At 75.8% G+C, this 25,293-nt stretch carries 23 protein-coding genes; 11 read left to right on the top strand and 12 right to left on the bottom strand.

Translation table 11 applies throughout. The features are described 5' to 3' along the window. Positions 1-69 precede the first annotated feature (69 nt). From ACZ3KJ_RS26100 to ACZ3KJ_RS26070, 7 genes are read left to right on the top strand one after another with little or no spacing between them, the layout of a single operon-like run. Positions 70-1,167: a RidA family protein gene (locus ACZ3KJ_RS26100; RefSeq protein ID WP_467530492.1), complete on the top strand. Its 1,098-nt coding sequence runs from the start codon at positions 70-72 to the stop codon at positions 1,165-1,167. Then, positions 1,164-1,925, top strand: a complete 762-nt coding sequence (locus ACZ3KJ_RS26095; protein WP_467530491.1) for an FAS1-like dehydratase domain-containing protein — start codon at positions 1,164-1,166, stop codon at positions 1,923-1,925. Before ACZ3KJ_RS26100 ends, ACZ3KJ_RS26095 begins: the two co-directional genes overlap by 4 nt. Continuing rightward, positions 1,922-2,365: a MaoC/PaaZ C-terminal domain-containing protein gene (locus ACZ3KJ_RS26090; RefSeq protein ID WP_467530490.1), complete on the top strand. Its 444-nt coding sequence runs from the start codon at positions 1,922-1,924 to the stop codon at positions 2,363-2,365. Before ACZ3KJ_RS26095 ends, ACZ3KJ_RS26090 begins: the two co-directional genes overlap by 4 nt. Then, a complete protein-coding gene (locus ACZ3KJ_RS26085; RefSeq protein ID WP_467530489.1) occupies positions 2,362-3,510 on the top strand; it encodes an acetyl-CoA acetyltransferase in 1,149 nt (382 codons plus the stop codon). Before ACZ3KJ_RS26090 ends, ACZ3KJ_RS26085 begins: the two co-directional genes overlap by 4 nt. Further along, positions 3,507-3,971 carry a Zn-ribbon domain-containing OB-fold protein gene (locus ACZ3KJ_RS26080; RefSeq protein ID WP_467530487.1) on the top strand — a complete coding sequence of 155 codons (465 nt, stop codon included), beginning with the start codon at positions 3,507-3,509 and terminating at the stop codon, positions 3,969-3,971. Before ACZ3KJ_RS26085 ends, ACZ3KJ_RS26080 begins: the two co-directional genes overlap by 4 nt. A gap of 3 nt (positions 3,972-3,974) precedes the next feature. Next, on the top strand, positions 3,975-5,138 hold the full coding sequence (locus ACZ3KJ_RS26075; protein ID WP_467530486.1) for an acyl-CoA dehydrogenase family protein: 1,164 nt from the start codon (positions 3,975-3,977) through the stop codon (positions 5,136-5,138). A gap of 4 nt (positions 5,139-5,142) precedes the next feature. Continuing rightward, positions 5,143-5,997, top strand: a complete 855-nt coding sequence (locus ACZ3KJ_RS26070) for an HpcH/HpaI aldolase/citrate lyase family protein (RefSeq protein ID WP_467530485.1) — start codon at positions 5,143-5,145, stop codon at positions 5,995-5,997. 366 nt (positions 5,998-6,363) lie between these two features. Here the strand turns inward: ACZ3KJ_RS26070 and ACZ3KJ_RS26065 are convergent, their stop codons facing one another. From ACZ3KJ_RS26065 to ACZ3KJ_RS26055, 3 genes are all read right to left on the bottom strand, one after another. Next, positions 6,364-7,845 (bottom strand): MmgE/PrpD family protein, encoded by a 1,482-nt coding sequence (locus tag ACZ3KJ_RS26065; protein WP_467530483.1) that lies wholly within the window; start codon positions 7,843-7,845, stop codon positions 6,364-6,366. Next, positions 7,842-8,690 (bottom strand): cyclase family protein, encoded by an 849-nt coding sequence (locus tag ACZ3KJ_RS26060; protein WP_467530482.1) that lies wholly within the window; start codon positions 8,688-8,690, stop codon positions 7,842-7,844. The genes ACZ3KJ_RS26065 and ACZ3KJ_RS26060 overlap by 4 nt, the downstream gene beginning before the upstream one ends. Before the next feature lie 106 nt (positions 8,691-8,796). Beyond that, a complete protein-coding gene (locus tag ACZ3KJ_RS26055; protein WP_467530480.1) occupies positions 8,797-10,059 on the bottom strand; it encodes a CaiB/BaiF CoA transferase family protein in 1,263 nt (420 codons plus the stop codon). Positions 10,060-10,197: 138 nt separating this feature from the next. Here ACZ3KJ_RS26055 and ACZ3KJ_RS26050 point away from each other — a divergent pair, with 138 nt between their 5' ends. Then, the gene (locus tag ACZ3KJ_RS26050; RefSeq protein ID WP_467530478.1) at positions 10,198-11,646 is read left to right on the top strand and encodes a dihydroorotase; all 1,449 of its coding nucleotides are present in this window, start codon (positions 10,198-10,200) and stop codon (positions 11,644-11,646) included. A gap of 136 nt (positions 11,647-11,782) precedes the next feature. Here ACZ3KJ_RS26050 and ACZ3KJ_RS26045 read toward each other — a convergent pair whose 3' ends face one another. The 6 genes from ACZ3KJ_RS26045 to ACZ3KJ_RS26020 form a co-directional block, all read right to left on the bottom strand. Then, positions 11,783-12,625 carry a DUF4437 domain-containing protein gene (locus tag ACZ3KJ_RS26045; RefSeq protein ID WP_467530477.1) on the bottom strand — a complete coding sequence of 281 codons (843 nt, stop codon included), beginning with the start codon at positions 12,623-12,625 and terminating at the stop codon, positions 11,783-11,785. Between the two features lie 68 nt (positions 12,626-12,693). Next, positions 12,694-14,289 (bottom strand): class I adenylate-forming enzyme family protein, encoded by a 1,596-nt coding sequence (locus ACZ3KJ_RS26040; protein ID WP_467530475.1) that lies wholly within the window; start codon positions 14,287-14,289, stop codon positions 12,694-12,696. A 238-nt stretch (positions 14,290-14,527) separates the two neighbouring features. Continuing rightward, on the bottom strand, positions 14,528-15,997 hold the full coding sequence (locus ACZ3KJ_RS26035) for an MFS transporter (protein ID WP_467530474.1): 1,470 nt from the start codon (positions 15,995-15,997) through the stop codon (positions 14,528-14,530). A 111-nt stretch (positions 15,998-16,108) separates the two neighbouring features. After that, positions 16,109-16,810 carry a poly(ethylene terephthalate) hydrolase family protein gene (locus ACZ3KJ_RS26030; protein WP_467530472.1) on the bottom strand — a complete coding sequence of 234 codons (702 nt, stop codon included), beginning with the start codon at positions 16,808-16,810 and terminating at the stop codon, positions 16,109-16,111. A gap of 409 nt (positions 16,811-17,219) precedes the next feature. Further along, complete coding sequence (locus ACZ3KJ_RS26025; protein ID WP_467530470.1) at positions 17,220-17,870, bottom strand: hypothetical protein; 651 nt, start codon at positions 17,868-17,870, stop codon at positions 17,220-17,222. Positions 17,871-17,990: 120 nt separating this feature from the next. Then, positions 17,991-19,136 (bottom strand): DMT family transporter, encoded by a 1,146-nt coding sequence (locus ACZ3KJ_RS26020; protein WP_467530468.1) that lies wholly within the window; start codon positions 19,134-19,136, stop codon positions 17,991-17,993. Positions 19,137-19,181: 45 nt separating this feature from the next. On the opposite strand from ACZ3KJ_RS26020, the gene ACZ3KJ_RS26015 reads away from it, so the two are divergent. The 3 genes from ACZ3KJ_RS26015 (at position 19,182) to ACZ3KJ_RS26005 (ending at position 21,599) form a co-directional block, all read left to right on the top strand. Beyond that, positions 19,182-19,829: a MarR family winged helix-turn-helix transcriptional regulator gene (locus tag ACZ3KJ_RS26015; RefSeq protein WP_467530466.1), complete on the top strand. Its 648-nt coding sequence runs from the start codon at positions 19,182-19,184 to the stop codon at positions 19,827-19,829. Positions 19,830-20,056: 227 nt separating this feature from the next. Beyond that, positions 20,057-21,133 carry an MDR family NADP-dependent oxidoreductase gene (locus ACZ3KJ_RS26010; RefSeq protein ID WP_467530464.1) on the top strand — a complete coding sequence of 359 codons (1,077 nt, stop codon included), beginning with the start codon at positions 20,057-20,059 and terminating at the stop codon, positions 21,131-21,133. A gap of 34 nt (positions 21,134-21,167) precedes the next feature. Beyond that, entirely contained in the window at positions 21,168-21,599 is a 432-nt protein-coding gene (locus ACZ3KJ_RS26005; protein WP_467530462.1) for a MerR family transcriptional regulator, read from the top strand. Positions 21,600-21,697: 98 nt separating this feature from the next. On the opposite strand, the gene ACZ3KJ_RS26000 is transcribed toward ACZ3KJ_RS26005, so the two are convergent. Genes ACZ3KJ_RS26000 through ACZ3KJ_RS25990 form a run of 3 tightly spaced genes read right to left on the bottom strand, consistent with a single transcriptional unit; the run spans position 21,698 to position 25,282 of the window. After that, entirely contained in the window at positions 21,698-22,843 is a 1,146-nt protein-coding gene (locus ACZ3KJ_RS26000; RefSeq protein WP_467530460.1) for an LLM class flavin-dependent oxidoreductase, read from the bottom strand. Then, the gene (locus ACZ3KJ_RS25995; protein WP_467530458.1) at positions 22,836-23,909 is read right to left on the bottom strand and encodes an LLM class flavin-dependent oxidoreductase; all 1,074 of its coding nucleotides are present in this window, start codon (positions 23,907-23,909) and stop codon (positions 22,836-22,838) included. The genes ACZ3KJ_RS26000 and ACZ3KJ_RS25995 overlap by 8 nt, the downstream gene beginning before the upstream one ends. Beyond that, positions 23,906-25,282, bottom strand: a complete 1,377-nt coding sequence (locus ACZ3KJ_RS25990; RefSeq protein ID WP_467530457.1) for an NtaA/DmoA family FMN-dependent monooxygenase — start codon at positions 25,280-25,282, stop codon at positions 23,906-23,908. Before ACZ3KJ_RS25990 ends, ACZ3KJ_RS25995 begins: the two co-directional genes overlap by 4 nt. Positions 25,283-25,293: the final 11 nt, after the last annotated feature.

Here is a 25,293-nt window from a genome sequence, read left to right as displayed (position 1 = left end):
CCCGCTCCCCCACCCCTCCCACCCCTCCCGCCCTTCCCACCGCTCCCGACCCGACCCCCGGAGGACCCGTTGACCGCAGCACAGCCCCGGGCCCCGCGCCGGGCCGGCCAGGCCGTCGTGGGCCGGGGGCCGGATCCGGCCGGTCAGGCCCGGGCCGCCTTCCGGGCCCTGCACGCCCGGCTGCCGGACCCCGGCGGCGTCCGCCTCACCGAGTACGTCACGGTCGCGGCGCTGGACGCCTACCCGGAGGTCGAGGCGGCCCGGACCGCCGTGTTCCCCGGGGCCGGCGAGGACCTGCGCACGGTGGTCGTCGAGTCGCTGCCCGACCCCGGCGCGCTGCTCGCGGTGCACGCCGACGCCGTACCGGGCGCGTTGGCGTCCGGCGCCGGGACCGTCCGGCTGCCGACCGTGCTGCCCCTCGACGACCACGGCGACCTGGTCCACCCGGACGACTTCGTCGCACAGTACGCCTACTGTCTGAGCCGGGCCGGCCGGCTGCTGGAACGGGCCGGCCTGAGCCTGAACCAGGCCGTGACGACGTTCGACTACACCACCCCGGCGACCCGCCGCGCCTATCGGCGGTGCGCGGGCCCGCGCCGCGAACTCCTGGGCGGCGCCGGGGTGTTCCCGGGCGCGGGAGGCATCCTGATGTCCCGGCTGCACGCCCCGGGGGTGCTGGTGGCCCTCGACGTCACGGCCTCCCGGCATCCACCGGCCGCCGTCAACCCGGGCTGGCGCCGCTACGACACGCTGACCTACAGCCCCGGGGTGCTCGCCGGGCGGACCCTGCACATGTCGGGGTTCGCCGCACTGGACATGGAGACCCAGCGGGCCCTGTTCCCCGGTGACCCGGTCGCCCAGACGGAGGCCGTGCTCGCCGCCGTGCTGGAGGTGGTGGCCGCGGCCGGCGGGAGCCCCGGGGACCTGGTGTCCGTGGAGGAGTACCTGTGCCCGGCCGCGCTGGGCGAGCGGGCGGCCGTGGCCGCCGCCTACGCCCGGACGCTGGGCCCCGGTCCGCGGCCGGCGGTGACGACGGTCGGCTGCGCCGGTCTGCTGCGCCGGGAGTTCCTCACCGAGGTGTTCCCGACCGCCGTCCTGCGCGGGACGCCCCCCGCCGTCCCCGCCGCCTCCGCCGAGCCCGTCGCCCTCCCGGGAGGCACCCGGTGACCGAGCCGATCCTGCTGACGGACGCGCTGCGCCGGCGGCTCACCGGGCGGACCGCCGTCTACACCGCGCCGGAGGAGCTGGGGCGTGCCGCGATCCGCTACTTCGCGCTCGCCACCGGCAACGGCGACCCGCTGCACCTGGACCCCGCGTACGCCCGCGCCCACGGCCACCCCGACGTCGTCGCCCCGCCCACCCTGGTGTGCGAGACCAACCAGTACGCGGGTCTGCCGCCCGACGCCGACGGCTACGCCGGCCACACCTGGGGGGTGGAGGTCCCCGGCACCCGCGCCGTGCGCGGCGGCAACGCGTACACCTTCCACCGGCCGGTGCGCCCCGACGACCGGATCACCGCCACCTGGACGCTCACCTCGGTGACCGAGCGCACCACCGGCGGCGGGCTGCCGATGCTGGTCGTGCGCTCGCACTGCGCCTACACCTCCGGCGGGGAGCTGCTGGCCGAGAACGAGGAGACCATGCTGTACATCGCCGTCACCGCCGCCCCACCCGCGCCACTCGGGCCCGCCACACCCCCACCCGCCATCTCCGACCCGCCGGTCACACCCCCGCCCGCCACCTCCGACCCGGCCGCCACCGCCAGCCCACCCGCCACACCACCACCCGCCACCTCCAGCCCACCCGCCACACCCCCGCCCGCCACCTCCAGCCCACCCGCCACCTCCAGCCCACCCGTCAATCCCCCGCCCGCCACCTCGACCGCAGCGGCCGCTCCCGCGCGCCCCTCCGGGGAGGCCCGGTGACCGGCCCCCAGTTGCTGCCCGGCGCCGTGGTGCCGCCGCTGCGCCGCGACTTCCCGCTGACCCGGCTGGTGGCGTACGCGGGCGCCACCTGGGACTGGCACCGTCTGCACTACGACCCCGCCTACGCGGCCGCGCACGGGCTGCCCGGCCCGGTCGTCGACGGCCAGGTCCTCGGCGCGCTGCTCGCCGAGCAGCTCCAGCGCTGGCTCGGACCGCAGTGCACACTGCGCACCCTCCGCTTCCGGTTCGCGCGACCGGTGTTCGCCGGGGAGAGCGTGCTGTGCACCGGCCGGGTCACCGCGGTCGACGGGGACCTGGTGACGGTCGAGCAGCGCGTCGAGGTGACCGGGGACCGGCCGCGGACGGCGGTGTCCTCGGCGGGCGCCACGCTCATCCTGGCCCCGCCGCCGGCCGGACCGCGCCCCGGGGAGGCGCCGTGACCGCCGCGATCGTGGGCGCGGCCACCTCGGACCTCGGTGTCACCGGGCGGCCCGCGCTCGCGCTGCTCGCCCAGGGCGTCACCCGGGCCCTGGCCGACGCCGGGCTCGCCCTGGCGGACGTGGACGGCCTCGCCACCGCCGGCATCGGCCGGTTCCCCGCCACCCAGGCCGCCGACTACCTCGGCATCCGGCCGGCCTGGACCGACTCGACGTCCGCCGGCGGCAGCGCCTTCGAGATGTTCGTGGCCCGCGCCGCCCAGGCGCTGGCCGCCGGGCAGTGCCGGACGGTCGTCATCGCCTACGGCTCCGACCAGCGCTCGGCGCGGCGCCGTTCGCTGACCGGACCGGCCGACCCGGCCGTGCCGGAGGCGCAGTTCGAGGCCCCGGCCGGCCCGCTGTACCCGGCGTCGCACTATGCGATGACCGCCCGCCGCTACCTCCACCGCCACGGCTACGGCCGGGAGGCGCTGGCCGAGGTGGCGGTGGCCGCCCGCGCCTGGGCGCTGCTCACCCCGGACGCGTACCGGTACGCCGCCGGCCCGCTGACGGTCGCGCAGGTGCTGTCGGCCCCCGTGCTGTCGAGTCCGTTGACCACCGCCGACTGCTGCCTGGTCACCGACGGGGGCGGAGCGCTGGTCCTCACCACGGCCGAGCGGGCGCGGGACCTGCGCCGGCCCGCCGTGCACGTCCTCGGCTACGGCGAGGCCACCGGCCACACCGGCACGGCCGGTCCCGACGACCTGCTGGACAGCGGCGCGCGGGCGGCCGCCGACCGGGCCTGGGCCCGCGCCGGACTGGGCCCCGCCGACATGGACGTCGTGCAGATCTACGACTCCTTCACCATCACCACGCTGCTGTCGCTGGAGGCGCTGGGGCTGTGCGGGGAGGGCGAGGCCGGCGCGTTCGTCGCCGGGGGGCGCATCCGCCCCGGCGGGACCCTGCCGCTCAACACCTCCGGCGGCGGACTCTCCTACGGCCATCCCGGCATGTTCGGGCTGTTCCTGCTGATCGAGGCGGTGCGCCAGCTCCGCGGCGAGTGCGGTGCGCGGCAGGTGCCCGGCGCGCGGACGGCCGTCGCGCACGGCACGGGCGGCATCCTCTCCAGCCACGCCACGGTGGTCCTGGCCCGGGAGGACGCCCGGTGAGCGACGACGAGACGGTCCGCGCGGACGAGGGCGTCCTGCCCGGGCTGCCGCCCGCCCCCGCGGACGCCGTGACCGCGGCCTACTGGGACGCCACCCGGGACGGGGTGCTCACCGTCCAGCACTGCCCCGCCTGCGGCGGGCACCAGCATCCGCCGCGCGTGCTGTGCGTGCGCTGCGGCGGCACCGACGGCCTGCGCCAGGTGCCGGTGCGCGGCCCGGCGGTGCTGGACTCCTTCACCACCGTGCACCGGGCGCCGCCCGGACGGCCCGTGCCGTACACCCTGGGCCGGGTCCGGCCGGCGCAGGGCCCGGTGCTGCTGGTCCCCCTGCTGGGCGACCCGGACTCCTTCCGCTGCGACCAGCCCGTACGGCTGGTCTGGCTGCCGCTGCCGGACGGCCGGCGCCAGCCCGCCTTCACCCCCGGGCCGGACGACGGCCCGCCCGACGAACGGGAGCCGTGAACCGTGGACTTCGCCCTGACACCGGAACAGGAACTGTTCCGCCGCACGCTGCGCGACTTCGTCGCCAAGGAGATCACCCCGGTGGCCCGGGAGTGGGAGGAGTCCGGCCGGCACCCGGCCGAGATCATCGACGGGATGCGGTCCCTGGGCCTGTTCGGGCTCACGGTGCCCGAGCGGTACGGCGGGCTGGACGTGGACATGGTGTCCTTCGCGCTCACCTTCGAGGAGATCTCCCGGGGCTGGATGGGCATCGCCGGCATCCTCGGCTCGCACTCCCTGGCCTGTCTGCTGATCGCCCGGCACGGGAGCGAGGAGCAGCGGCTGCGCTGGCTGCCGGGGATGGCGAGCGGCGCGTGCCGCAGCGGCATCGCGCTGACCGAACCGGACGCGGGCACCGACCTCCAGGGCATCCGCACCACCGCGCGCCGGAACGGCGACGGCTACGTCGTGCGCGGCGCGAAGACCTGGATCACCAACGCCCGGTCCGCGGGGATGCTGCCGGTGCTGGTCAAGACGGACCCGGCGGCACGGCCCGCCCACCGGGGCATGAGTCTGCTGCTGGTGGACACCGCGAGCGAGGGCTTCACCGTCACCCGGGACCTGCCCAAGCTGGGCTACCGGGGCACGGAGACCTGCGAACTGCTGCTGGAGGACGTGCGGGTGCCCGCGGACTGTCTGCTCGGCGGGGTCGAGGGGCGGGGCATGCAGCAGGCGCTGTCGGCGCTGGAGACGGGCCGCATCAACGTGGCGGCCCGCTCGGTGGGGATCGCCCAGGCCGCGCTGGACGAGGCGCTGTCGTACACCGGGCGGCGGCAGGCGTTCGGCCGGCCGGTCCACGACTTCCAGGCCGTGCAGCTGCGGCTGGCCGACCTCGCGACGCGGCTCCAGGCGGCCCGGCTGCTGGTGTACTGGGCGGCGTCGCGGGCGGACGGCGGGGCGCGGGCGGACGCCGAGTCGGGCATGGCGAAGCTGTTCGCCTCGGAGACGGCCGTCACCGCCGCGCTGGACGCCATGCGGCTGCACGGCGGGTACGGCTACTCCAAGGAGTTCGTGGTGGAACGGCTGTACCGGGACGCGGCGTTGATGAGCATCGGCGAGGGCACGAACGACATCCTGCGCACCGTGATCGCCCGGCGGCTCACCTCCGGCGAGACCAGGATCGGGTGACGCGGTGGCCCGCTCCTACCTCTACGTGCCGGCCGACCGTCCGGCGATGCTCGCCCGCGCCCTGGAGCGCGGCGCGGACGCGGTCGTCGTCGACCTGGAGGACGCCGTCGCGCCGGGCGCGAAGGACGCCGCCCGGCGGGCCGCCGCCGACTGGCTCGCGGGGATCGACCCGGCGCAGCCGGTCGAGGTGTGGGTCCGGGTCAATCCCGGCGCGGCCGGTCTCGTGGACGCGGCGGCGGTGGTCTCCCCGGCGCTGCGCGGGCTGTGCCTGGCCAAGTGCGGGCATCCCGACGACGTGGCGGCGGTGGACGCGGTGCTGGGCGAGCGGGAGGCCGCGCTGGGTCTCGCCTCGGGCCGTGTCGTCCTGTCGCCGCTGCTGGAGTCGGCCGGCGCGGTGCTGTCGGCCCCCGCTCTCGCCGAGGCCCCGCGCGTGGCGCACCTCCAGGCGGGCGAGGCCGATCTGCGGGCCGACCTCGGTATGGATCCGGCTCCCGGCGACGAGCGCGAGCTGCTGCCGGTGCGCGTCGGCCTGGTCCTGGCCTGCGCGGCCGCCCGGATCGGCCCCCCGGTCGGCCCGGTGAGCACCGACTACCGCGACCTCGGGGCGCTGCGCCGCTCCAGCACGGCCCTGCGCCGCCTCGGCTACCGCTCGCGGGCCTGCATCCACCCCGCGCAGATCCCGGTGGTGCACGAGGTGTTCACCCCGACCGCCGCCGAACTGGCCGCCGCCCGCGACCTGGTGGACCGCTTCGACGCGGCGGCCCGGGCCGGGCGTACGGTCATCGTCGACGCGGACGGCCGCATGGTCGACGAGGCGGTGGTCCGCGCCGCCCGGCGGGTTCTGGCGGAGGGCGGCTGAGGACGGGGACCCCGGGCCTGCCGACCCACGCCAGACACCCTGGCCTGCCGACCCACGCCAGACACCCCGGCCTGCCGACCCACGCCAGACACCCCGGCCTGCCGACCCACGCCAGACACCCCGGCGTGCCGGGGGCCCTGCCGCCGTGCGGGCGCCGCCTGGGCGTGCGAGCCGCCGTACCGCGGGCCGCGTGCGAGCCGGCCCACGGCGAGCCGCGCGGGCACAGCCCGCACCCCCCTCGTCCCCGGGCGCGTCGGCGAGGGCCGTGATCACGGGCCCGGTCGGCACCTCCGTGCGAGGACGCACGGCGCTCGCCGCGCGCCGGAGCACCATCCGCCCGGGACGCCGGGCCCTGTGCGTACGGCGTCAGGCGGGTGGGCGCAGGGTGCCCAGGAGGCGGCGGGCGGCGCCGCGGCCCTCGGCCGGCAGGGCGCGGACGGTGGCGGCGAGCAGGGCGGTGCGGTCCGGTCCGAGGAGCGGGGTGGCGCCCAGCCGGTACTTGGTCTCCAGCTCGTCGAGGGTGAGGGGTGCGGCGGGGCCGCCGCGGGAGCCGGAGACCCGGTGTTCCCAGCGTCGGCCGTCGAGCGTGGCGATCCGCAGGACGGCGCTGAAGGCGTGCGGGAACTCCTCGTCGCAGAGCGCGTCGGGGACGACCTCGACGCGTTCGGCGAGGGCGCGGCGGCGCGGGTCGCCGAACGCGGCGGGCGTGAAGTCGGCCAGGTGCAGGCCAAGTCCGGCGTTCTCGTCGGCCAGCAGCGCGGCGGCCACGGTGTAGGGGCCGGAGAACTTGGCGTGGTAGGGGGAGCGCGGGCGGTGCTTCTCCTCGCGGGGTTCGCCGATGGTGCGCCGGGGGGCGGCCGCGACGCCCAGTTCGGCGGTGGAGACGGTGCGCGGGTCCAGTCCCCGGGCGCGCAGGGCCAGCGCGCAGTCGATGCCGGGGTGGGTGAAGTGGTTGGAGGGGTACGGCTTGTAGACGGTGCGCGGATACTCCCAGTGCGCGGCGTCGTGCATCGCGTCGAGGCCGGCGGTGAGGGGGCCGGGGTGCCACCGGTCGCCGAGGAGGGCGGTCAGGAAGCCGAAGCGTCCCTCGATCACGGTGGGCGGTCCGGTGACGCCCTCGGCGGCGAGCTGGGCGGCGGTGATGCCGCAGTGGGCGGCCCAACCGCAGTGGACGCGTTTGACGCTGCCGCCGGTGCGGTTGGCCTCGATGACTCCGGCGCCCATGGAGCAGGCGATGCCGATGGCGTCGGCGATGCGCGGCGCGGGCAGCTCCAGCAGGACGGCGGCGGCGACGGCGGCTCCCACGGTGCCGCAGATGGAGGTGGCGTGCAGGCCGCGTTCGAAGAAGACGGAGTTGCGCAGGGCGGGGTCGTAGGAGGCCGTGCCGAGCCGGACGCAGATCTCGCCGCCGGCCGCGAGCGCGGCGATCAGGGAGGGGCCGTCCGCCGCGCGGGCCTCGGCGACGGCGAGGGCGGCGGGCAGGACGGCGGCGGTGGGGTGCAGCACCGACGGCAGGTGGGTGTCGTCGAAGTCGAGGGCGTGCGCGAGGGTGCCGTTGACGAGGGCGGCCCGGTCGGCGGGCAGCCGGTCGCCGCTGCCGATGACGGTGGCCTCGGGGCGTCCGCCGGCCCGGCGGGCGGTGCGCGACGCGGCCTGGTGGGGGGCGGTCTCGGGGTTCTCCCCGGTGTGGGGGCCGAGGGCGGCGAGGCAGTTGCCGAGGAAGTCGAGGACGCGTCCGGTGGCGTCGGCGGTGACGGGCCCGGGGACGCCGCCGCGGCAGTCGGCTGCGAAGGCGGCGAGGCGGGCGGCGATCGGGGCGGCGGCGCCGGGGGGCGTGGTCCGGTTCACGCGGTGCGTTCCTCGGGGAGCAGGGCGAGCGGGCGGGCGGGGGCGCCGGTCGCGCCGACGAACGGCAGCGGGGCGAGGACCAGGAGGAATTCCGCGGTGCCGGTCGCGGCGAGGGTGTCGAGGCGCATGGTCTCGACGATGTGGATGCCCGCCTCCACCAGCAGGGTGCGGTGCACGGGCAGGGTGGCGTGGCCGCGGCCGGGCGGGATGTGCTCGAAGGCGATGGTCTCGCCGCCGACGAGGGCGGGGCCGCGGGCGGCCAGCCAGTCCGCGGCGCCGGTGCCGGGGCCGGGGGCGCCGCCGTTCTGCCCGCCGAAGACGGGCGCGTCGGTCCAGTGGCGGGACCAGCCGGTGCCGACGAGGACGGCTTCGCCGGGCGCGACGGTGACGCCGGCGGCGCGTTCGGCGGCGGCCAGGTCGTCGGCGGTGACCTCGTACCCGGCGGGCAGGACGGGCACGCCGTGCAGGCGGGCGACGTCCAGCAGGACGCAGCGGCCGACGTACGGGGCGAACTCCTCGATGCCGAGGCGGGCGAAGCCCTCGTGGCTCTGCACGTCGGCGGCCGGCAGTCCGCCGTGCAGCCGGCCGTGCTGGGAGACGTGGGCGAGGGCGTCGACGTGGGTGCCGACGTGCCCTCCGGTGATGACGATCTCGTTCGCGGCCGAGCCGCCGTCCGCGCGCACCAGGTCGCCGTGGCGGCGCTCCAGCAGCATGCGGTACGGCGGGTGGTTGGGCGACTGGGGCATGCCCCGCCGCATCGGCTGGGCGAGGTCGAGGACGCGGGAGGCGGCGAGCGCCTGCCAAGGAGGGGGCGCCGCGGGGCGGACGCCGGGGACGCCGGTCATGGGGTTCCTTCCTCGGACGTCGGCGGGGTGCCGTCGGCAGGGCGTGGGCGCCGCCGTGCCGGGCGGGAGGACCCGTCCGGCCGTCCGGCGCCCCGCCCGGGGGCCGTCAGACGATCCCGTCCTCGGCGAGGGCCTCGATCTCCTCGGGGGTGAGTCCGAGACGCTCCCCGTAGACGGCCGCGGTGTCGGCGCCGTGCGGGCGGCCGGTCCAGCGGATGGCGCCGGGGGTGGCGGAGAGCCGGTAGAGGACGTTCTGCATGCGCAGCGGTCCCAGGTCGGGGTCCTGCACGGTGGTGATGGAGTCCAGCGCCTGGTACTGGGGGTCGGCGAAGACGTCCCGGATGTCGTAGACGGGGCAGATCGCGGCGTCGGCGTCGGTGAACGCGGTGAGCACCTCGTCCAGGTCGCGGGCGGCGATCCACCGTCCGACGTGGTCGTCGAGGAGGTCGGCGTGGGCGGCGCGCCCGGAGCCGCCGGCGAACCAGGGCTCCTCGGTCACCTCGGGGTGGCCGACCAGGCGCAGCACGCGCTCGGCGACGGACTGCGCGGAGGTGGAGACGGCCACCCAGCGGCCTTCGCGGGTGCGGTAGGTGTTGCGCGGGGCGTTGTTGGCGGAGCGGTTGCCGAGGCGTTCGGGAACGGTGCCGAGCTGGTCGTAGGCGGTGGCCTGCGGGCCGAGCAGGGTGAGCAGCGGTTCGACGATGGCGAGGTCGACGACCTGTCCGCGGCCGCCGTGGGTGAGGCGGTGCAGCAGCGCGGTCTGCACGGCGGAGGCGGCGACGAGGGCGGCGACGCCGTCGGCGAGGCCGAAGGGCGGCAGGGTGGGCGGCCCGTCGGGCTGCCCGGTGGCGGCGGCGAATCCGCTCATCGACTCGGCGAGGGTGCCGAATCCGGGCCGGTGGGCGTACGGCCCGAACTGGCCGAAGCCGGTGATCCGGGCGATCACCAGGCCCGGGTTGGCCTTGTGCAGCCGGTCGGGGGCGAGGCCCCAGCGTTCCAGGGTGCCGGGGCGGAAGTTCTCGATGAGCACGTCCGCGCGGGCGGCGAGGCGCAGCAGCAGCCGGGCGCCGGCGGGCCGGGAGAGGTCGAGGGTGACGGTGTGCTTGTTGCGGCCGAGCATCTTCCACCACAGGCCGGCGCCGTCGCGGGACGGGCCGTGGGTGCGGGCGGGGTCGGGGCGCCGGGGGTGTTCGATCTTGATGACGTCGGCGCCGTAGTCGCCGAGGACGGTGGCGGCGAGGGGGCCCGCGAAGAGGGTGGCGCAGTCGAGCACGGTGAGGCCGGCGAGGGGGCCGGCACCGGCCGGGCCGGCGAAGTCAGCAGAGTCGGCGGCGGCTTCGGCGCGGTCGGCGGGGACGTGGGACGGCAAGCGGTGCACACCCCCTTCAGTCCATCTTGTTTCTCCTTGTGGAACAGCGTTACCAAAAGCTAGCATGCGGCACGCCGACGCGAAAGAGAAACGACGTTTCCTCATAGGGGACGCGGGACCGGAAGGCGGTAGCTGGGCATGGCACGCTACGACCTGCTCGTGAAGAACGGCACGCTGGTCCAGCCCTGGACCGGCGAGATCCGCGCCGACCTGGCCGTCCGGGACGGGGTGGTGGCCGCCCTCGGCGACGACCTGCCCGCCTCGGACGCGGACGAGGTGCTCGACGCCTCGGGCCGGGCGGTGCTCCCGGGGGCCGTCGACGCCCACCTGCACCTCGGCATCTACCGGCCGCTCGGCGTGGACGCCGCCGAGGAGACGCGCTCCTGCCTGGTCGGGGGCGTCACCAGCGTCCTGTCGTACTTCCGCACCGGGCAGCACTACCTCGACCGGACGGGACCGTACGCCCGGATCCTGCCGGAGGTGCTGAAGGCGGTGGAGGGCCGCGCCCACACCGACTACGGCTTCCACCTGGCCCCCATGGACTCCGCGCAGATCGGGGAGATACCCGCGCTGGTCGCGGACGCCGGGGTGAGCTCGTTCAAGTTCTACATGTTCTACAAGGGGTTCAACCTCGCGGCGGACTCCCGTGACGCGCGCGGCTTCCGGATGACCGGGGAGGGCGAGGAGTACGACCTCGGCCACCTCTACCAGTTGATGGAGGCCGTCGCGGCGGCGGACGCGACCCGTCCCGACGGGCGGGTGTCGCTCTCCCTGCACTGCGAACAGGCCGAGCTGATGCGGCTGTTCATCGACCGGGTGCGGGCGGCGGGCGACCCGCAGACGCTGCGCGCCTACAGCGAGGCGCGGCCTCCGCTGACCGAGCGGGTCGCCATCGGCGAGGCGGCCACGCTGGCGCACGCCACCGGCTGTCCGGTCAACCTGCTGCACCTGTCGAGCGCGCAGGCCCTGGACGCGGCCCGCACCGCGCGCGCCGCGGCGCCCGGCGCGGATCTGCGCGCCGAGGTGACCCTGCACCACCTGTGCCTGGACCACGACAGCCTGGACGCGGCCGGCGCGGGGCTCGGCGCCAAGGTGAACCCGCCGATCCGCACGGCCGCCGACAACGAGGCCCTGTGGGCGGGCGTCCTGGACGGCACGGTCGACTGGGTCGCCTCGGACCACGCCTGCTGCATGGAGGAGAGCAAGGGCGACGCCCTGTGGCCGGCGCTGCCGGGGTTCGGCGGTACGGCCCTGCTCTATCCGCTGCTGCTGTCGGAGGGGTACCACCGGCGCGGGCTGCCGCTGCGGCGGATCGCCGAGCTGGTGTCGGCGAACCCGGCCGCCGCGTACGGACTGGCGGACCGCAAGGGCTCGTTGATGGTCGGGCACGACGCCGACCTGGTCGTGGTGGACCTGGACCTGGAGCGCACGGTGACCCCGGAGCTGCTGCTGTCGGGTCAGGACCACTGCCCGTTCACCGGGCGCACGGTGCGGGGGTGGCCGCGGGCCACGGTCCTGCGCGGACAGGTCGTCCACCGCGACGGCGAGGTGACCGGTCCTCCGCAGGGTCAGCGCCTGTTCCGCTGATCCCGCCGGCCCACTGATCCCGCCGGCCCGCTGACCCCGCCGGACGGGCCGGACGCCCGCACCGGACGGGACCGGGCCCGCCGCGCGGGGCGGCGGGCCCGGGTGCGGGTCATGCGGTCGTCCGCCGCCGGGCCGCTCACATGCCGTCACGGCTCCACGCCCCGCGCGAGCGGGAGCGCAGCGGCATGGTGGACGGCTGGGGGGCCTGACGGGGTTCGTAGTTCTCCGCCTCGCCTCCCCAGTTGATCCACTCGTCGGTGGTGTACCAGTTGATGAGCTCGCCGTCGGAGCGGATGATCCAGGTGGTGTCCTCCTCGGCGACGAAGTGCCCGTGTTTCACGAACGGCGGGCGGAAGCAGTACGTGCCCGGGTCGATGTCCCCGAAGTTGTAGGTCATGCGCCCGCTGAGCGTGTAGAACTCCTCGTAGCAGGGGTGGTGGGCCAGCCGGTGGTCGGTCCACCCCTTGGGGGCGAGGATCAGCCGGGTGTAGAAGCCGGTCTTGTCGTCCCGGTGCAGGAGCTTGATGAAGAGCGGGGTGAGGGGGCCCACGGTGGGCGCGGCCGTCCACTCCAGCGCTTCGGAGTCCCGCACCGTCACCTCGCCCTCCGCGTCGGGGGCGCGCTCCCCGCCCGGGAGGAAGTCGGAGGGGCCGTACTCGCGCCAGTGCAGGATCCGGCTGCCGGCGGTGACGGCGACGGCGTCCATGGGCACTCCGGCGGGGACCTGCACATAGCCGCCCGGGCCCAGGGCCGTCGTGCCGTAGGTCAGTTGCCCGGAGAGCACGAAGAACTCCGTGTCGGCGGAGGGGACTCCGTCGCCGCGCGTCCAGTCCGTGTCGAACTCCAGGGAGAGCGCGCTGGAGCCGTCCTCCTCGTCCGTGCTCAGCCGGCGCTCGCGGACGTCTCCGGTGCCGCCGGGGAGTTCTGCCGGATGCCAGACGTAGTCGTCCTCATGGATCAGTTCCACATGGGGGCGCACCGCACCGCCGCCTTTCGGTCGTCTTGCCGTACGGAGGTCTGCCGTACGGGGGTCTGCCGTAACGGGGTCTACCGGGCCGGTTCGGGTCCGGCCGCGTCGCGCAGCTCGCGCCGGAGGACCTTGCCCGCGGCGTTGCGGGGCAGGGTGCCCACGGTCTCCAGGCGGCGCGGCAGTTTGTAGGGGGCCAGCCGGGGGCGCAGGAAGCCGACGAGCTCCTCCAGGTCCGGCGGGGTGCCGTGCGGGGTCCAGACCACGAAGGCGGTCACCCGTTCCCCCCAGACGGGGTCCGGGGTGCCCGCCACCGCGCACTCCGCCGCGGCAGGATGGGCGAGGACGGCCTCCTCGACCTCACGGGGGTAGACGTTGAGCCCTCCGGAGACGATCACGTCCTTCTTGCGGTCGACGATCGTCACGTACCCCTCGTCGTCCATGGTGGCCACGTCGCCCACGGAAAGGGCGCCGTCGGGGGCCCGGCAGGCGACGGAGGCGACGGGGTCGTCCAGGTAGCCCGCCATCAGGAACGGGGAGCGGCTGAACAGTTCGCCGGGTTCGCCGGGCGGCACGGGCCGTCCGTCGTCGTCGACGACGCGCACGTCGGTCAGGTACCAGGCCGGGCCGACCGAGCCGGCCTTGCGCCGGGCGTCGCGCGGGCGGAGGTCGGTGACGACGCCGCCCTCGGTGGAGCCGTACAGCTCGTGGACGCCGCAGCGCGGGAACGCGTCCAGCACCCACTCCTTCAACGGGACCGGCAGGGCGGCCGCGTTGAAGTAGAGGGTGTCCAGCGCGGGCAGCCGGTAGCGGGAGGGCGCGTCCTCCCCGAGGGCGCGGATGGTCTGGGCGTGGGTGGGGACCAGGAACACGGACTGGGCGCGGTGCTCCTGGGCGAGCTCCAGCAGCCGGGCCGGGTCCCAGCGCGGCAGCATGACGACGGTGCCGCCGGTCAGGACGGGGGCGAAGCCGAACATGAAGCCCGCGCCGTGGCTCATGGGGGCGACGGCGATGCTCGTCCGGCCCGCGCCGAGGCCCCATTCGTGCGCGGACAGCAGGGCGGTCAGCGCCCGGCCGCCATGGGTGAGCAGGGCGCCCTTGGGGCGGCCGGTGGTACCGGAGGTGTACTGGACGCAGAAGACGTCGTCACCGGTGACGGGCACTCCGGGGTCGCGGTCGGGCGCGGTCTCGACCGCCCGCTCGTAGCCGAGCCCCGGTCCGGGGCGCCCGACGGTGAGCACGACCGCGATGCGGTCGGCGCTCGCGCCGACGGCGGCGACGGCCTCCTCCGCCCGTTCGTCCTGGACGACGAGGGCCCGCGCGCCGCTGTGCCCGACGATCCAGGCGATCTCGGGCGCGGTCTGGCGCAGGCCCAACGGCACCATCGGCAGCCCGGCCTTGGCCAGGGCCGCGGCCACCTCCGGATACTCCAGCCGGTTGCCCAGCAGGACCGCCACCGGGTCGCCCGGCGCCAGCCCCGCACCCAGCAGGGCCTGCGCCAGCCGGTTGGACCGTGCGTGCAGGGCGGCGAAGGTCAGGGTGCGCACGCCGTCCACCACGGCGACGCGTCCGGCGGCGTCGACGGCGCGCTCCCGCACCCCGGTCGCCATGGTGACGGCGGTCTCTCCGGCCAGGATCCGCCGGACCGCGGCGGGCGGGGGTGGTGCATCGGGCATGACGCGTCCTTCCCACGGACCCGGCGGAGTGCGGATCAGCTCCTTCCCTGTGTACCGCCATCGTTCCGCCAGTGTCAACTTCGTTTCCCTGAACGGAACAACAGGGTGGGGCGGCGGGAGGCGGGGGGCGAGCGCGGGCGACGACGGTGACGCGCGAGGAGCCGGGGCGGCTGGACGGCTGGGTGGGCGGGCGGCCGGGTGGGCGGGTGGGCGGGCGGCCGACTGGCCGGGTGCGGCGTCAGGCGCCGTCCTCCCCGGACCGGGCGAGGGCGGCGGCCGCGTCGGCCTCGTACGTCGCCCGTGCGCGCAGGACGACGGCACAGCCGGCCGCGAGCGGGGCGAGCACCGCGGCGAACGCGACGCCGAGGGAGCCGGTCGCGTCGGACACCACGCCGATGAGCCAGGGGCCCAGCGATCCGCCGAGCGTGACCAGCATCTGGAGGACCGCGAAGCCCAGGCCGCGGTGGTGCGCGGCCACGACGTCGGCGTTGGCGGCCGTCAGGTTGGCCAGCGCCATGGCGAACCCGACGTTGGCCAGGGTGAAGCAGACGACCTGCGGCACGAGGAACGGAAGGCCGACGGCACCCGCGAGCGCGCAGGTGCCCAGGGTGAGCCCGGCGCCGCCGACGGCGACGCGCCGGCCGGGACGGGAGCCGTGGTGGCGGTCGCCGAGGCGGCTGCCGAGCAGGATGCCCGCCACGATGCCGACGAGTCCGGCCCCGCCGGCCACCGCCGCCGCGTCGGCCTCGCCCAGGCCGAATCTGCGGCCGTAGAAGGAGGGCATCCAGTAGAAGAGCCCTCCCAGGCCGAAGAAGACGATGGCGAGTCCGGTCACGACCGAGCGGAGGGTGGGGATCGCGAGGAGTTCCGCGACCTGCCGCCGCAGGGGGATTCCGGGCTCCGCGGGGCGGGGCGCGCCTCGCGGGTGGGCCGGCGCCGGGGGCGCGGGCTGGCCGTCCCCGCTCCGGTACCAGAGGGTGAGCCGGTCGCCCGTGCCGCGCAGGGGTTCGCGCAGGGTCAGCACCAGGAGGGCGACGGCCGCGCCGGGGAGGGCGACCAGGAAGAACCCGGTGCGCCAGCCGGCGTGTTCGGCCAGGGCGCCACCGGCGACGACGCCGATCGGCAGCCCGCCGAAGTAGGCCATGCGTTCGAACCCGAAGGCCCTGCCCCGGCCGGAGCCCGGATGGAAGTCGGCCAGGAGGCTCGACGCGGGCGGGTTGTACAGCTGGCCGGCGGAGCCGAGCAGCACCCGGACGGCGAACAGCGTCGCGTAGCTCCCGGCGAGGCCGGTGCCCACCGTCAGCAGGGCCCACACCGCGACGACGGCGGAGACGGTCCAGGTCCGGCGGGCCCGGTCGGCCAGCCTCCCGGCCGGCAGGAGCAGCACCACGGCGGCGATCGAACCGGCGGTGGCGATGGCGCCGGCGGCCGCGTCGCCGAACCCGAACTCCTCCTGGATCGCCGGCAGGGCACCGGCCAGGAGGTTGTACTCGATCCGGTCGATCGCGGCCACCAGCGCGACACACACGGCGGGCCACCATCCGAAGGGGGCCGGGTCCCCCCGGCGGACCGTGACCGCCGGACGCCCGGGGAACACCACGAACTCACGCGTGTCCGGGCGTGGTGCGGAGGGGGCCACACTCCCCGGCTCGGCCCTTCCGGGCTCACCGGCCTCACCGGCTTCGGCGGCCTCGTCGCTTGCGGGCACGGCGTCTCCTCACGGCGGTCGGGTCCAGGACGTCCGTACGGCCCTGCGGCGGGGCGGGGTGCGGTGGTGCGAGGCGCTGGGTGCGGTGGCGCGAGGTGCGGGATGCGGTGGTCAGGGCTTGGCGGTGTACACGACCCCGGCCAGGTTCTGGGCGGCGGTGCCCCACACCTGGTCGTACAGGGAGGTGTCGCCGCCGAGGGTGTACAGGAGGTAGGCGGCGGTGACGCCCTTCGTGAGCTGCTGCTGGGCGGCGCGGGTCAGGGAGCCGCTGTCGCAGCCGAGCGCCCACGCGTCGACGAAGCCGCAGTGGAAACCGCCCGTGATGACGCGCAGTTGGGCGGGTGCGGGCTTGGCGTCGTACATCTTCTGCTGGTTGGCGGCGACCGGGGCGATGGAGTCCGAGCTGCCGCCGACGTACTGGGCGGGGACGGCGAGCGCGGCGGAGGCGGTGACGGCGGACGGGCTGGTCTCCGCCGCCGCCGTCGTGGAGACGCTCCGCACGGCGGTGTTGCGGGAGGCCGCCAGCAGGGCGGCGCCTCCGCCCATCGAGTGGCCGGCGACGCCGAGACGGGCCGTGTCCACGGCCCCCGCGAAGCGCGATCCGGAGGTGCCGTTCTGGACGGTGAGCCAGGTGAGCGCGGCGTTGAGGTCGTCGGCGAAGGAGGAGTGGCTGGGCAGCAGACCGCCCTGGGACTTGGGGGCGACGGTGACGAACCCCCAGGAGGCGTAGTGGCCGAGCAGACTCGCGTACTGGGAGACGTCCTGGAGGAAGCCGTGGCCGAAGGCGAGTCCGGGATGGGCGCCCGCCGCCACGGGGGCGTCGGCGCCGCTCGTGGTGCCGGCGGGCGCTGAACGAGCGGCCCGAGGCGGTGACGGTGACGTCGGTGTGGGCCACGGCGTGGGGGCCGGCCTGGGAGGGATCCGCCGCCGCGGCCGGGGCGGCGGCGGTGACAGGTGCCGTGACCAGGAAGGCCGACGAGCACAACAGCAGTGCGAGCACCGGCCGTAAGAGCCTGCGGAACACGGGGACCACCTTCTCGGCTGATGTGAGGGAAACAGCGTTTCCCTAAGAGAGCAGAAAAGCGACCCCCTGACAAGACCGGCCGCCACCCGGCCCACGCCGGCACCATGACCGCCAGCCGGTCCGCGGCAGCACCACGGCGGTCACCCGGTCCGCGGCAGCACCACGGCGGTCACCAGCCCCCCGGCAGCACCACGACGGTCACCCCGTCCGCGGCGGCGCCTGCGGCACGGCCGGCTCCGCCCGGCTCGTCCGGCCGTCCCGCAGGGCGGCGACCATCCCCGCGAGCATCAGCGCCTCACCGAGGTTGCCGAGCGGGGGCGCGACGGCCGCGAGCGCGGAGGCCACGAAGACGGCGAGGGCGCCGAGCGCGATCCACGGCACGGAGCGCCGCACCCAGACGGCCGCTCCGACGCCGAGCAGGACGAGCATGGCGAGCACGGCCGCCACCGGGGCGCCGTGGCCGCCCGCTTCCACGTACCGCAGGGTGCCGGCCCAGCGCCGCGGCTCCAGGTCGAGCCCCGGCAGGCCGGTGGCCGCGCCCACGGCGGCCAACGCCAGGGCCGCCGCCCAGGCCGCCGCCCTCGCCCGACGTCCGGCGCCCGCCAGCAGGGCTCCGCAGACGACGGCCAGGGGGGTGAGGAGGGCGTGCGCGACGAAGCGGCCCTCGTTGAGCCCTTCGAGCAGGGCACCCTCCCCCACCGCCGCCCCCAGCCCCACCACGAGGGAGTCGTAGGCGAGGGCGCAGCCCAGCACGCCGGTCCAGCGTCCGGCGGCCCCGCCCGACGCGATCGCGACCAGGACCAGGCCGAGTTGCACGACTCCGACACAGACGAGAACAGCCGACATCATCACGCCGCCTTCCGCGAGGGCCTCGAGTGGACGCGGAACATTGTTTCCCTCAGCGGGACCGGCTGACAGCGGGATCGGCGATCCGCTTCCCCGACGGGCACGGGCGGAGGCAGTGCGGGGTCAGCCCCCGGGCCTGCGTGAGCGCGTGTCCCGCACCGCGGGGCGGGGCGCCGCAGTGGCGCTGTCCACGGGCGGGCCGCCGCCGGACGGCACTTCGGCCGGCGGGCCGCTGCCGGACGGCTCCTCTGCCGGCTCCTCGGCCGGCGAACTGCCGTCAGGCGGCTCCTCTGCCAGCGGACTGCCGCCGGACGACTCCTCGGCCGGCAGGCCGCCGCCGGACGACTCCTCGGCCGGCGGGCCGCCGCCGCACGGGTCCGCGGCCGACGGTCCGCCGCGCCGCCCCCCGGACGGCGGCCCGTCGGCCGCGGTGCGTCGGCCTCCCACGACCGCGGCGACGACCAGCGCCATCCCGGCCGCCTGCGCGAAGCTCAGGCCCTCGCCGGCCAGGGTGGTGCCGAGCAGGACACCGGTGACCGGGTTGAGCAGGCCGATCAGGCCCACGGTGCCGGCCGGGAGCCGGCGCAGGCCGGCGAACCAGGCGAGGAAGGCGAGGGCGGTCGCCACCACCGAGGTGTAGGCGAAAGCCGCCACCGCGGCGCCGTCGACCACGGGAGGCGCCCCCTCCACCGCCCCGGCGACGGCCAGGAGGATCACACCGCCGACCGTGAGCTGCCAGGCCGTGACGGCCGGCACGCCGGGACCGGTGTCCCACCGCTTGCTCAGCAGGAACCCGGCCGCGGAGACCAGCATGGCCGCCACGGAGGCGACCACACCGGCCGGCCTCACCTGCCCGCCGGGACCGCCGAGCATCAGCACGACGCCCGCCAGCCCGGCCCCCGCCGCGACCAGGTGCGTCACCCGGGGCCGTTCGCCCAGGAGGGCCCAGGCGCCCAGGGTCAGCACCACCGGCGACAGCGCCATGACCATGGAGGCGGTGCTCGTGGCCAGCGACTGCGAGGCGACGTACACGAGGACGAAGAAGGCGCTCGTGTTCAGCACCCCCAGCACGGCCGACCGCCACCACCACCCACCCCGCGGGCGTTCCCGCGCGACGGCGAGCAGCAGGACGCCGGCGGGCAGCGCGCGCAGCGCGGCGCCCCAGAGCGGCTGGTCGGCGGGCAGGAAGGCGCGGGTGACGTAGTAGTTGGCCCCCCAGGCGACCGGCGCCACGGCGGTCACACCGATCCAGCGAAAAGAAGCTTCCACGGAAGCGAATATAGCTTCCTAGGAAGTTACTTTATAGTGGCTTCCGTGGAAGATCTCTCGATGGGACCCGAGGACGGGCGTGCGCCGGACGGTGCGGCGGAGGACGGGGAGGCCCGCGCGGAGGACGGGGAGGCCCGCGCGGGAGACGGGAAGGCCCGTGCGGGGGCCGCCCCGGCCCCGGACCACGTCGCTCGGATCCAGGCCGCCTGGCGGCGCGAGCGGCCCGACCTCGACGTCGCCCCGCAGGCCGTCATCGGCCGGCTCCACCGGCTGGCCGCACTGCTGACGCAGGAACTGTGCGTCGTCTACCGCCGGTACGGCCTCGGCGAGGGCGAGTTCGACGTGCTGGCGGCGCTGCGCCGGGCCGGTGCGCCCTATGAGCGGGCGCCTGGCGAACTGGCGGCCCACACCATGGTCACCACCGGCGCCATGACGAAGAGGATCGACCGGCTGGAGCGGGCGGGGCTGGTCACCCGGCGGCGCGCCACGGACGACGGCCGGGGGCGTGTGGTCGCGCTGACCGCCGCCGGACGGGACCTGTTCGACCGTGCCTTCACCGACCACATCCACAACGAGCACCGGCTGCTGAGCGCCCTGCGCCCCGAGGAGGCCACGGCGCTCGAAACCCTCCTGACCTCCTGGCTCGCCCGTGTCGAGGGTCCCGCCGCGTCGGACCGTCCGTCACCGCGCTGAGCACGGCCCGGCCGACGACAGCACGGCGGCAGGGGCACGGCGGCGGACCGGCACACCCCCGCGCCCGGCGGAGCCCGGGCTTGCCCCTGACCCAAGGGTCAGGGATTAGCGTCGGCGCACCGCCCGGCGGGCGCGCACCCGCCCGGGCTCGCGGCCGCCGTCCGGCCACGGCCCGGTGCGCGCGCCGCCACCGGGTCCGCCCACCGCGCCCGCCCAGGAGGCCGCCCATGACCACGGTTCTGCCCCGCACCAGCCGGGAAGTGCGGCTCGCCGCCGTACCCGAGGGGCTGCCCGAACCGGCGCACTTCACCGTCGTCGAGACGCCACTGCCCGCCCCGGCGCCGGGTCAGGTCCTGGTCCGCAACCGGCACTTCCAGGTCTTCGGCGGCCTGCGCACCCTGCTCGGCGGCGCCGCCGAGGACACGCCGGTGCCGGGGCTGCGCCCCGGGGACACGCTGTTCGGGCCGGCCGTGGGCGAGGTCGTCGCCGCACCGCCCGGCAGCCCGCTGCGCCCCGGCGACCTGGTGAGGCATCTGCTCGGCTGGCGCGAGTACGCCCTCGTCCCCGCGGTCCGGTGCGCCCCGGTCGACCCGGCCCTGCCCGAGCCCGCCGCCCATCTCACCTCGGGCTCCGCCGCCTACGGGGCGCTGACCCGGCTCGCGGGCGTACGGGAGGGGGACGTCGTCCTGGTCACCGGGGCCGCGGGCGGGGTGGGCTCCCTGGCCGGCCAGATCGCCCGGCTGCTCGGCGCCGCCCGGGTCGTCGGCACCACCGGCTCCCCGCACAAGGCCGAGCGCCTCACCTCCGAACTGGGCTACGACGCCGTGCTGACCGGCGGATCGTGGCGCGAGCGGCGGGACGGCACGGACGACGACGCCCGCCGCGCGTTCTCCGCGCAGCTCGCCGAGGCCGCGCCGGACGGCATCGACGTCCTCCTCGACAACGTCGGCGGCGTCCAGCTCGGCGCGGCCGTGGACGCCGCCCGGCAGGGCGCGCGGTTCGCGCTGGTGGGCGCGCTCTCCGGGCAACTCGCCGCCCGGGGCCCCGGTGCCACGGCACCCGCGCGGATCGACACCTTCCGTCTGATAGTCAAGGGCGTGTCCGTGCGGGGGTACACCGCCATCGACCACCCCGAGGTGGAGGCGGAGTGGACCCGCCGGCTCGACGGCTGGCTGCGGTCCGGCCGGATCCGGCTGCCGCTGACGCGTTTCGAGGGCATGGAACAGGCACCGCGGGCGTTGCAGGAACTGACCGGGGGACGGATCTTCGGCACGGTCGTCGTCGACCTCCCGGGACACGGCTGACGAGCCGGGCCACGAGGGCGGGAGGGGACGCACCATGCGGATCGGGGACGCCGCGGCGGCGGTCGGCGCGACACCGAGGGCACTGCGCTTCTACGAGCAGCGCGGACTGCTGCCGCCGCCGCGCCGCACCAGGGCCGGCCAGCGCGACTACACCCCGGACGACCTCGCCGTCCTGCGCGGCATCCGGCACCTCCTGGCCCTCGGCCTCACCGTCGAGGACCTGGCCGGCATCGCCGACCGCCTCCCGCTGCTCGCCACCCGCGAGCCCCGCCGCTGCCGGCCCCCGGCACCCGGTGAACCGGCCATCGTCGGTACGACGGTGGTACGGCGGCGCATCGCCGTCCTCGACGCGGAGATCGACCGCCTCACCCGGCTCAGGGACGCGCTGCGGGCCGGACTCGACGCGACGCCGCAGCACATGACCGCCGACGAGCACACGGCGGTCGGCGCCCGGCCCACCCCCTGACCTCCGCGCCGCCTGCCGACGGCCGCCTGCCGAGAGGCTGTCGGCAGGCGGGCGTCCGCACGGCCGGGGTGCTCGCGGGGAGACCCCGTGGCGGGATATCAGCCCGGCGGTGCGGAGTGGCCTCTGCGGCGCCACTCCTCGGCGAGCAGCCGGTAGGAGCGGACCCGGTCCGCGTGGTCGTGGGTGATGGTCGTGATGAGCAACTCGTCCGCGCCCGTGGCCTCCTGGAGCTGTTCCAGCCGATCGGCCACCCGGCCGGGCGAGCCGACGAACTGGGTGTCGAGGCGGTCCTGGACCAGTTCGCGGTCCTCCTCGCTCCAGGTGTGGGCGCGTGCTTCCTCCGGGGTCGGGAACTCGATCGCGCCCTCGGCGGTGCGGATGCTGCGGACCCACGGGCCGTACCCGGCGGCGAGTTCGCGGGCGGTGGTGTCGTCCTCGGCGACGACCACGTCCGCGGAGACGCTCACGTAGGGCTTGTCGAGGACGTCGGAGGGCTGGAAGAAGGACCGGTAGCCGTCCACCGCCTCCAGGACGGTGGCGGGGCTGACGTGGTAGTTGGCGGCGAAGCGCAGGCCCCGGGCGCCCGCGACCTCGGCGCTCTGTCCGCCGCTGCTGCCGAGGATCCACAGCTCGACGTCCGCCCCCTCCCCCGGCACGGCACGGGCCTCGACGCCCTCCGGGGAGCGGTAGGTGCCGGCCAGCAGGGCGAGGATGTCGTCGATCTGCTCGGCGTAGTCCTGCGATGCGGCGCCCGGAAGCAGGAGCAGCTTGCGGTGCAGGGCGATGCGGGGCGAGCCGAGGAGGCGCTCGAAGGAGAAGCGGGGCGGGATGACCAGGCCGTTCGGGGCACGGCCGTCGACGACCGGGGTGGCCGTGGGCACGGTCGCCCGCTCCGCCGGCGGGCCGCCGCCCGAGCGCCCGAGACCCAGGTCGAAGCGGCCCGGGTGCAGGGCGTCGAGCAGGCCGAACTCCTCCACCGTGGACAGCGCGGTGCGATGGCCGAGCTGCACGGCTCCGGAGCCGAGCCGGATGGTGGAGGTGGCGGAGGCGGTGAGGGCCAGGACGACCGCCGGGGAGGTGCCCGCGACGCCGGGGTTGAGGTGGTGCTCGGCGAACCAGTAGCGGGCGTATCCGAGGCGTTCGGTCCGCTGGGCCAGGTCGACGGAGTTGCGCAGCGCGTCGCGCGCGGTGGACCCGGACGGTATCGGTACCAGGTCGAGGACGCCGAGGGGGATGTCAGACATGTGCCGCCTCCGGGAGTACGGGTCCCCACGCGAACGGCGGGTCCGGGATGTCCTTGCGCAGCACCGGGGCGACCGCCGACTGGAACAGCTCCAGCGAGTCGCGGTGCCGGGTGTCGGTGAGCCCGCCCGCGTCCGCGTGCAGGTGCACCACCGTGTGGCCGAACCGCTCGTGGTAGCGGTGCACCTTGTCGATGACCTGCTGGGGGCTGCCGATCAGGGCCGAGCTGCGCTCCACGAAGTCCTCCAGGGTCTCGAAGACGACCGGGAGGCCGGCCTGTCTCTGGAAGGCGAGGTTGCCCTCGAAGACGGGCCGGTAGGCGGCCAGGGCCTCCTGGGAGGTGCGGGCCACGTACAGCCCCGCCGTTCCGGCGCCGACGGCGATGCCGGCCGGGTCGTGGCCGTAGTGCTCCCAGCGCTCGCGGTAGTGACGGATCAACTCGGCGTACGGCTCGATGGGATGGGTGACGTTCGCCGAGAACAGCGGGTCGCCGTAGCGGGCGGCCAGGTCCACCGACTCCTTGCTGGTGGCGCTGCCGTGCCAGACCCGTACGGGCTGCTGGTACGGCCGCGGCCACACCTCCGCGTCCGTCAGTTCGGGGCGGAAGCGGGTGGCCGCGGTGACCTTGTCCTGCCGCCAGATCCGCCGGAACACCTCGTAGCTCTCGGCGTTGCGCTCCCACTGGTCCTCGGGCGTGACGTGGAACAGCTCGCGCTGGGCGGCGCCGTTGCCCTTGCCGATGATCAGGTCGAGCCGGCCGCCGGAGAGGTGGTCGAGGGTGGCGTAGTCCTCGTAGGCGCGGACCGGGTCCAGGAGGCTGAGGGTGGTCACGGCGGTGAACAGCCGGATGCGCCGGGTCAGGGCGGCGACGTGGCTGAGGACGACGGTCGGCGAGGAGGAGATGAACGGCCGCTCGTGCCGCTCGCCCACGCCGAAGCCGTCGAAGCCGAGTTCCTCGGCGAGCAGCGCGTTGTCGAGCACTTCGCGGAAGCGGTCCTGGGTGGACTTCCGTACGCCGGTGACCGGGTCCGGACGGTGCACGATCAGGGTGATGGCAAGGAACTTCACGACGCGGCCCGCTCGGTGCCCGACACGTCGTCGGGGTGGGCGAGCCCGAGGTGGTCGCGCAGGGTGCTGCCCTCGTACTCGGTGCGGAAGACGCCCTTCTCCTGGAGCAGCGGGACGACCTTGTCGGCGAACTCGTCGAGGCCGGTGGGTGTGATGTGCGGGACGAGGATGAAGCCGTCGGCGGCGTCGGCCTGGACGTAGTCGTCGATGGTCCGGGCGACGGTCCCGGGGGAGCCGACGAAGGTCTGGCGGTTGCCGGTCTCGATGACCAGGTCGCGGATCGACCAGTTGTGGGCGGCGGCCAGTTCCCGCCATTCGCGGGCTGTGGCCAGCGGGTCCCGGTACATGCGCACCTGGGCCCGTCCGCGCGAGATGTGCTCCTCGCTCACCAGGGGGTCGATGTCGGGGAGCGGGCCGTCGGGGTCGTACGACGACAGGTCCCGGTTCCAGACGAACTCCAGGTGCTTGAGGGCGGTGGCCCCGCTCACCTGGAGGCGGCGCACCTCCTTGGCCCGTTCCTCCGCCTCGGCGTCGGTGTCGGCGAGGACGAAGCTCGCGGCGGGCAGGATGAGCAACTGGTCCTTGCGGCGGCCGTACTTGGCGAGGCGGTTCTTGACGTCCGTGTAGAAGGCCTGGCCCGTGTCGAGAGCGGCGTAGCGGCTGAAGATGGCGTCGGCGCCGGCGGCGGCGAACTCGCGGCCCTCGTCGGAGTCGCCGGCCTGGAAGATCACCGGGCGTCCCTGGGGGCTGCGCGGGACGTTGAAGCGGCCGTGGATGTCGAAGTGCCGTCCTTCGTGGACGAAGGCGCCGGCCTTGGCGTCGCTCAGGAAGGTGCCGGTGGCCGGGTCGGCGACGATCTCGTCGCCCTTCCAGGAGTCGAAGAGTTCGTTCGCCGTGGCGAGGAACTCCTTGGCCCGCGAGTAGCGTTCCTCCTGCGGGAGGAAGCCGCCGCGGCGGAAGTTCTCCCCGGTGAAGCCGTCCCAGGAGGTGACGACGTTCCAGGCGGAGCGGCCGCCGGAGAGGTGGTCGAGGCTGGCGAACTGGCGGGCCACCTCGTAGGGCTCGTTGAAGGTGGAGTTGATGGTGCCGGTGAGGCCGAGGTGGTCGGTGACGGCGGCGAGCGCGGCGAGGACGGTGAAGGTGTCGGGGCGGCCGACGACGTCCAGGTCGTAGATCTTGCCGCCCTGTTCGCGCAGGCGCAGGCCCTCGGCGAGGAAGAGGAAGTCGAACTTGGCGCGTTCGGCGGTGCGGGCGAAGTGGGCGAAGGAGCTGAACTCGATGTGGCTGCCGGCCTTCGGGTCGCTCCACACGGTGGTGTTGTTGACGCCGGGGAAGTGGGCGGCCAGGTGGATCTGCTTCAGGGGCTTGCTCATTCGGTTTCTCC

It is taken from the genome of Streptomyces sp. NPDC003248 (genome assembly GCF_055563235.1).
This window is presented reverse-complemented; position numbering and strand designations above follow the sequence as displayed.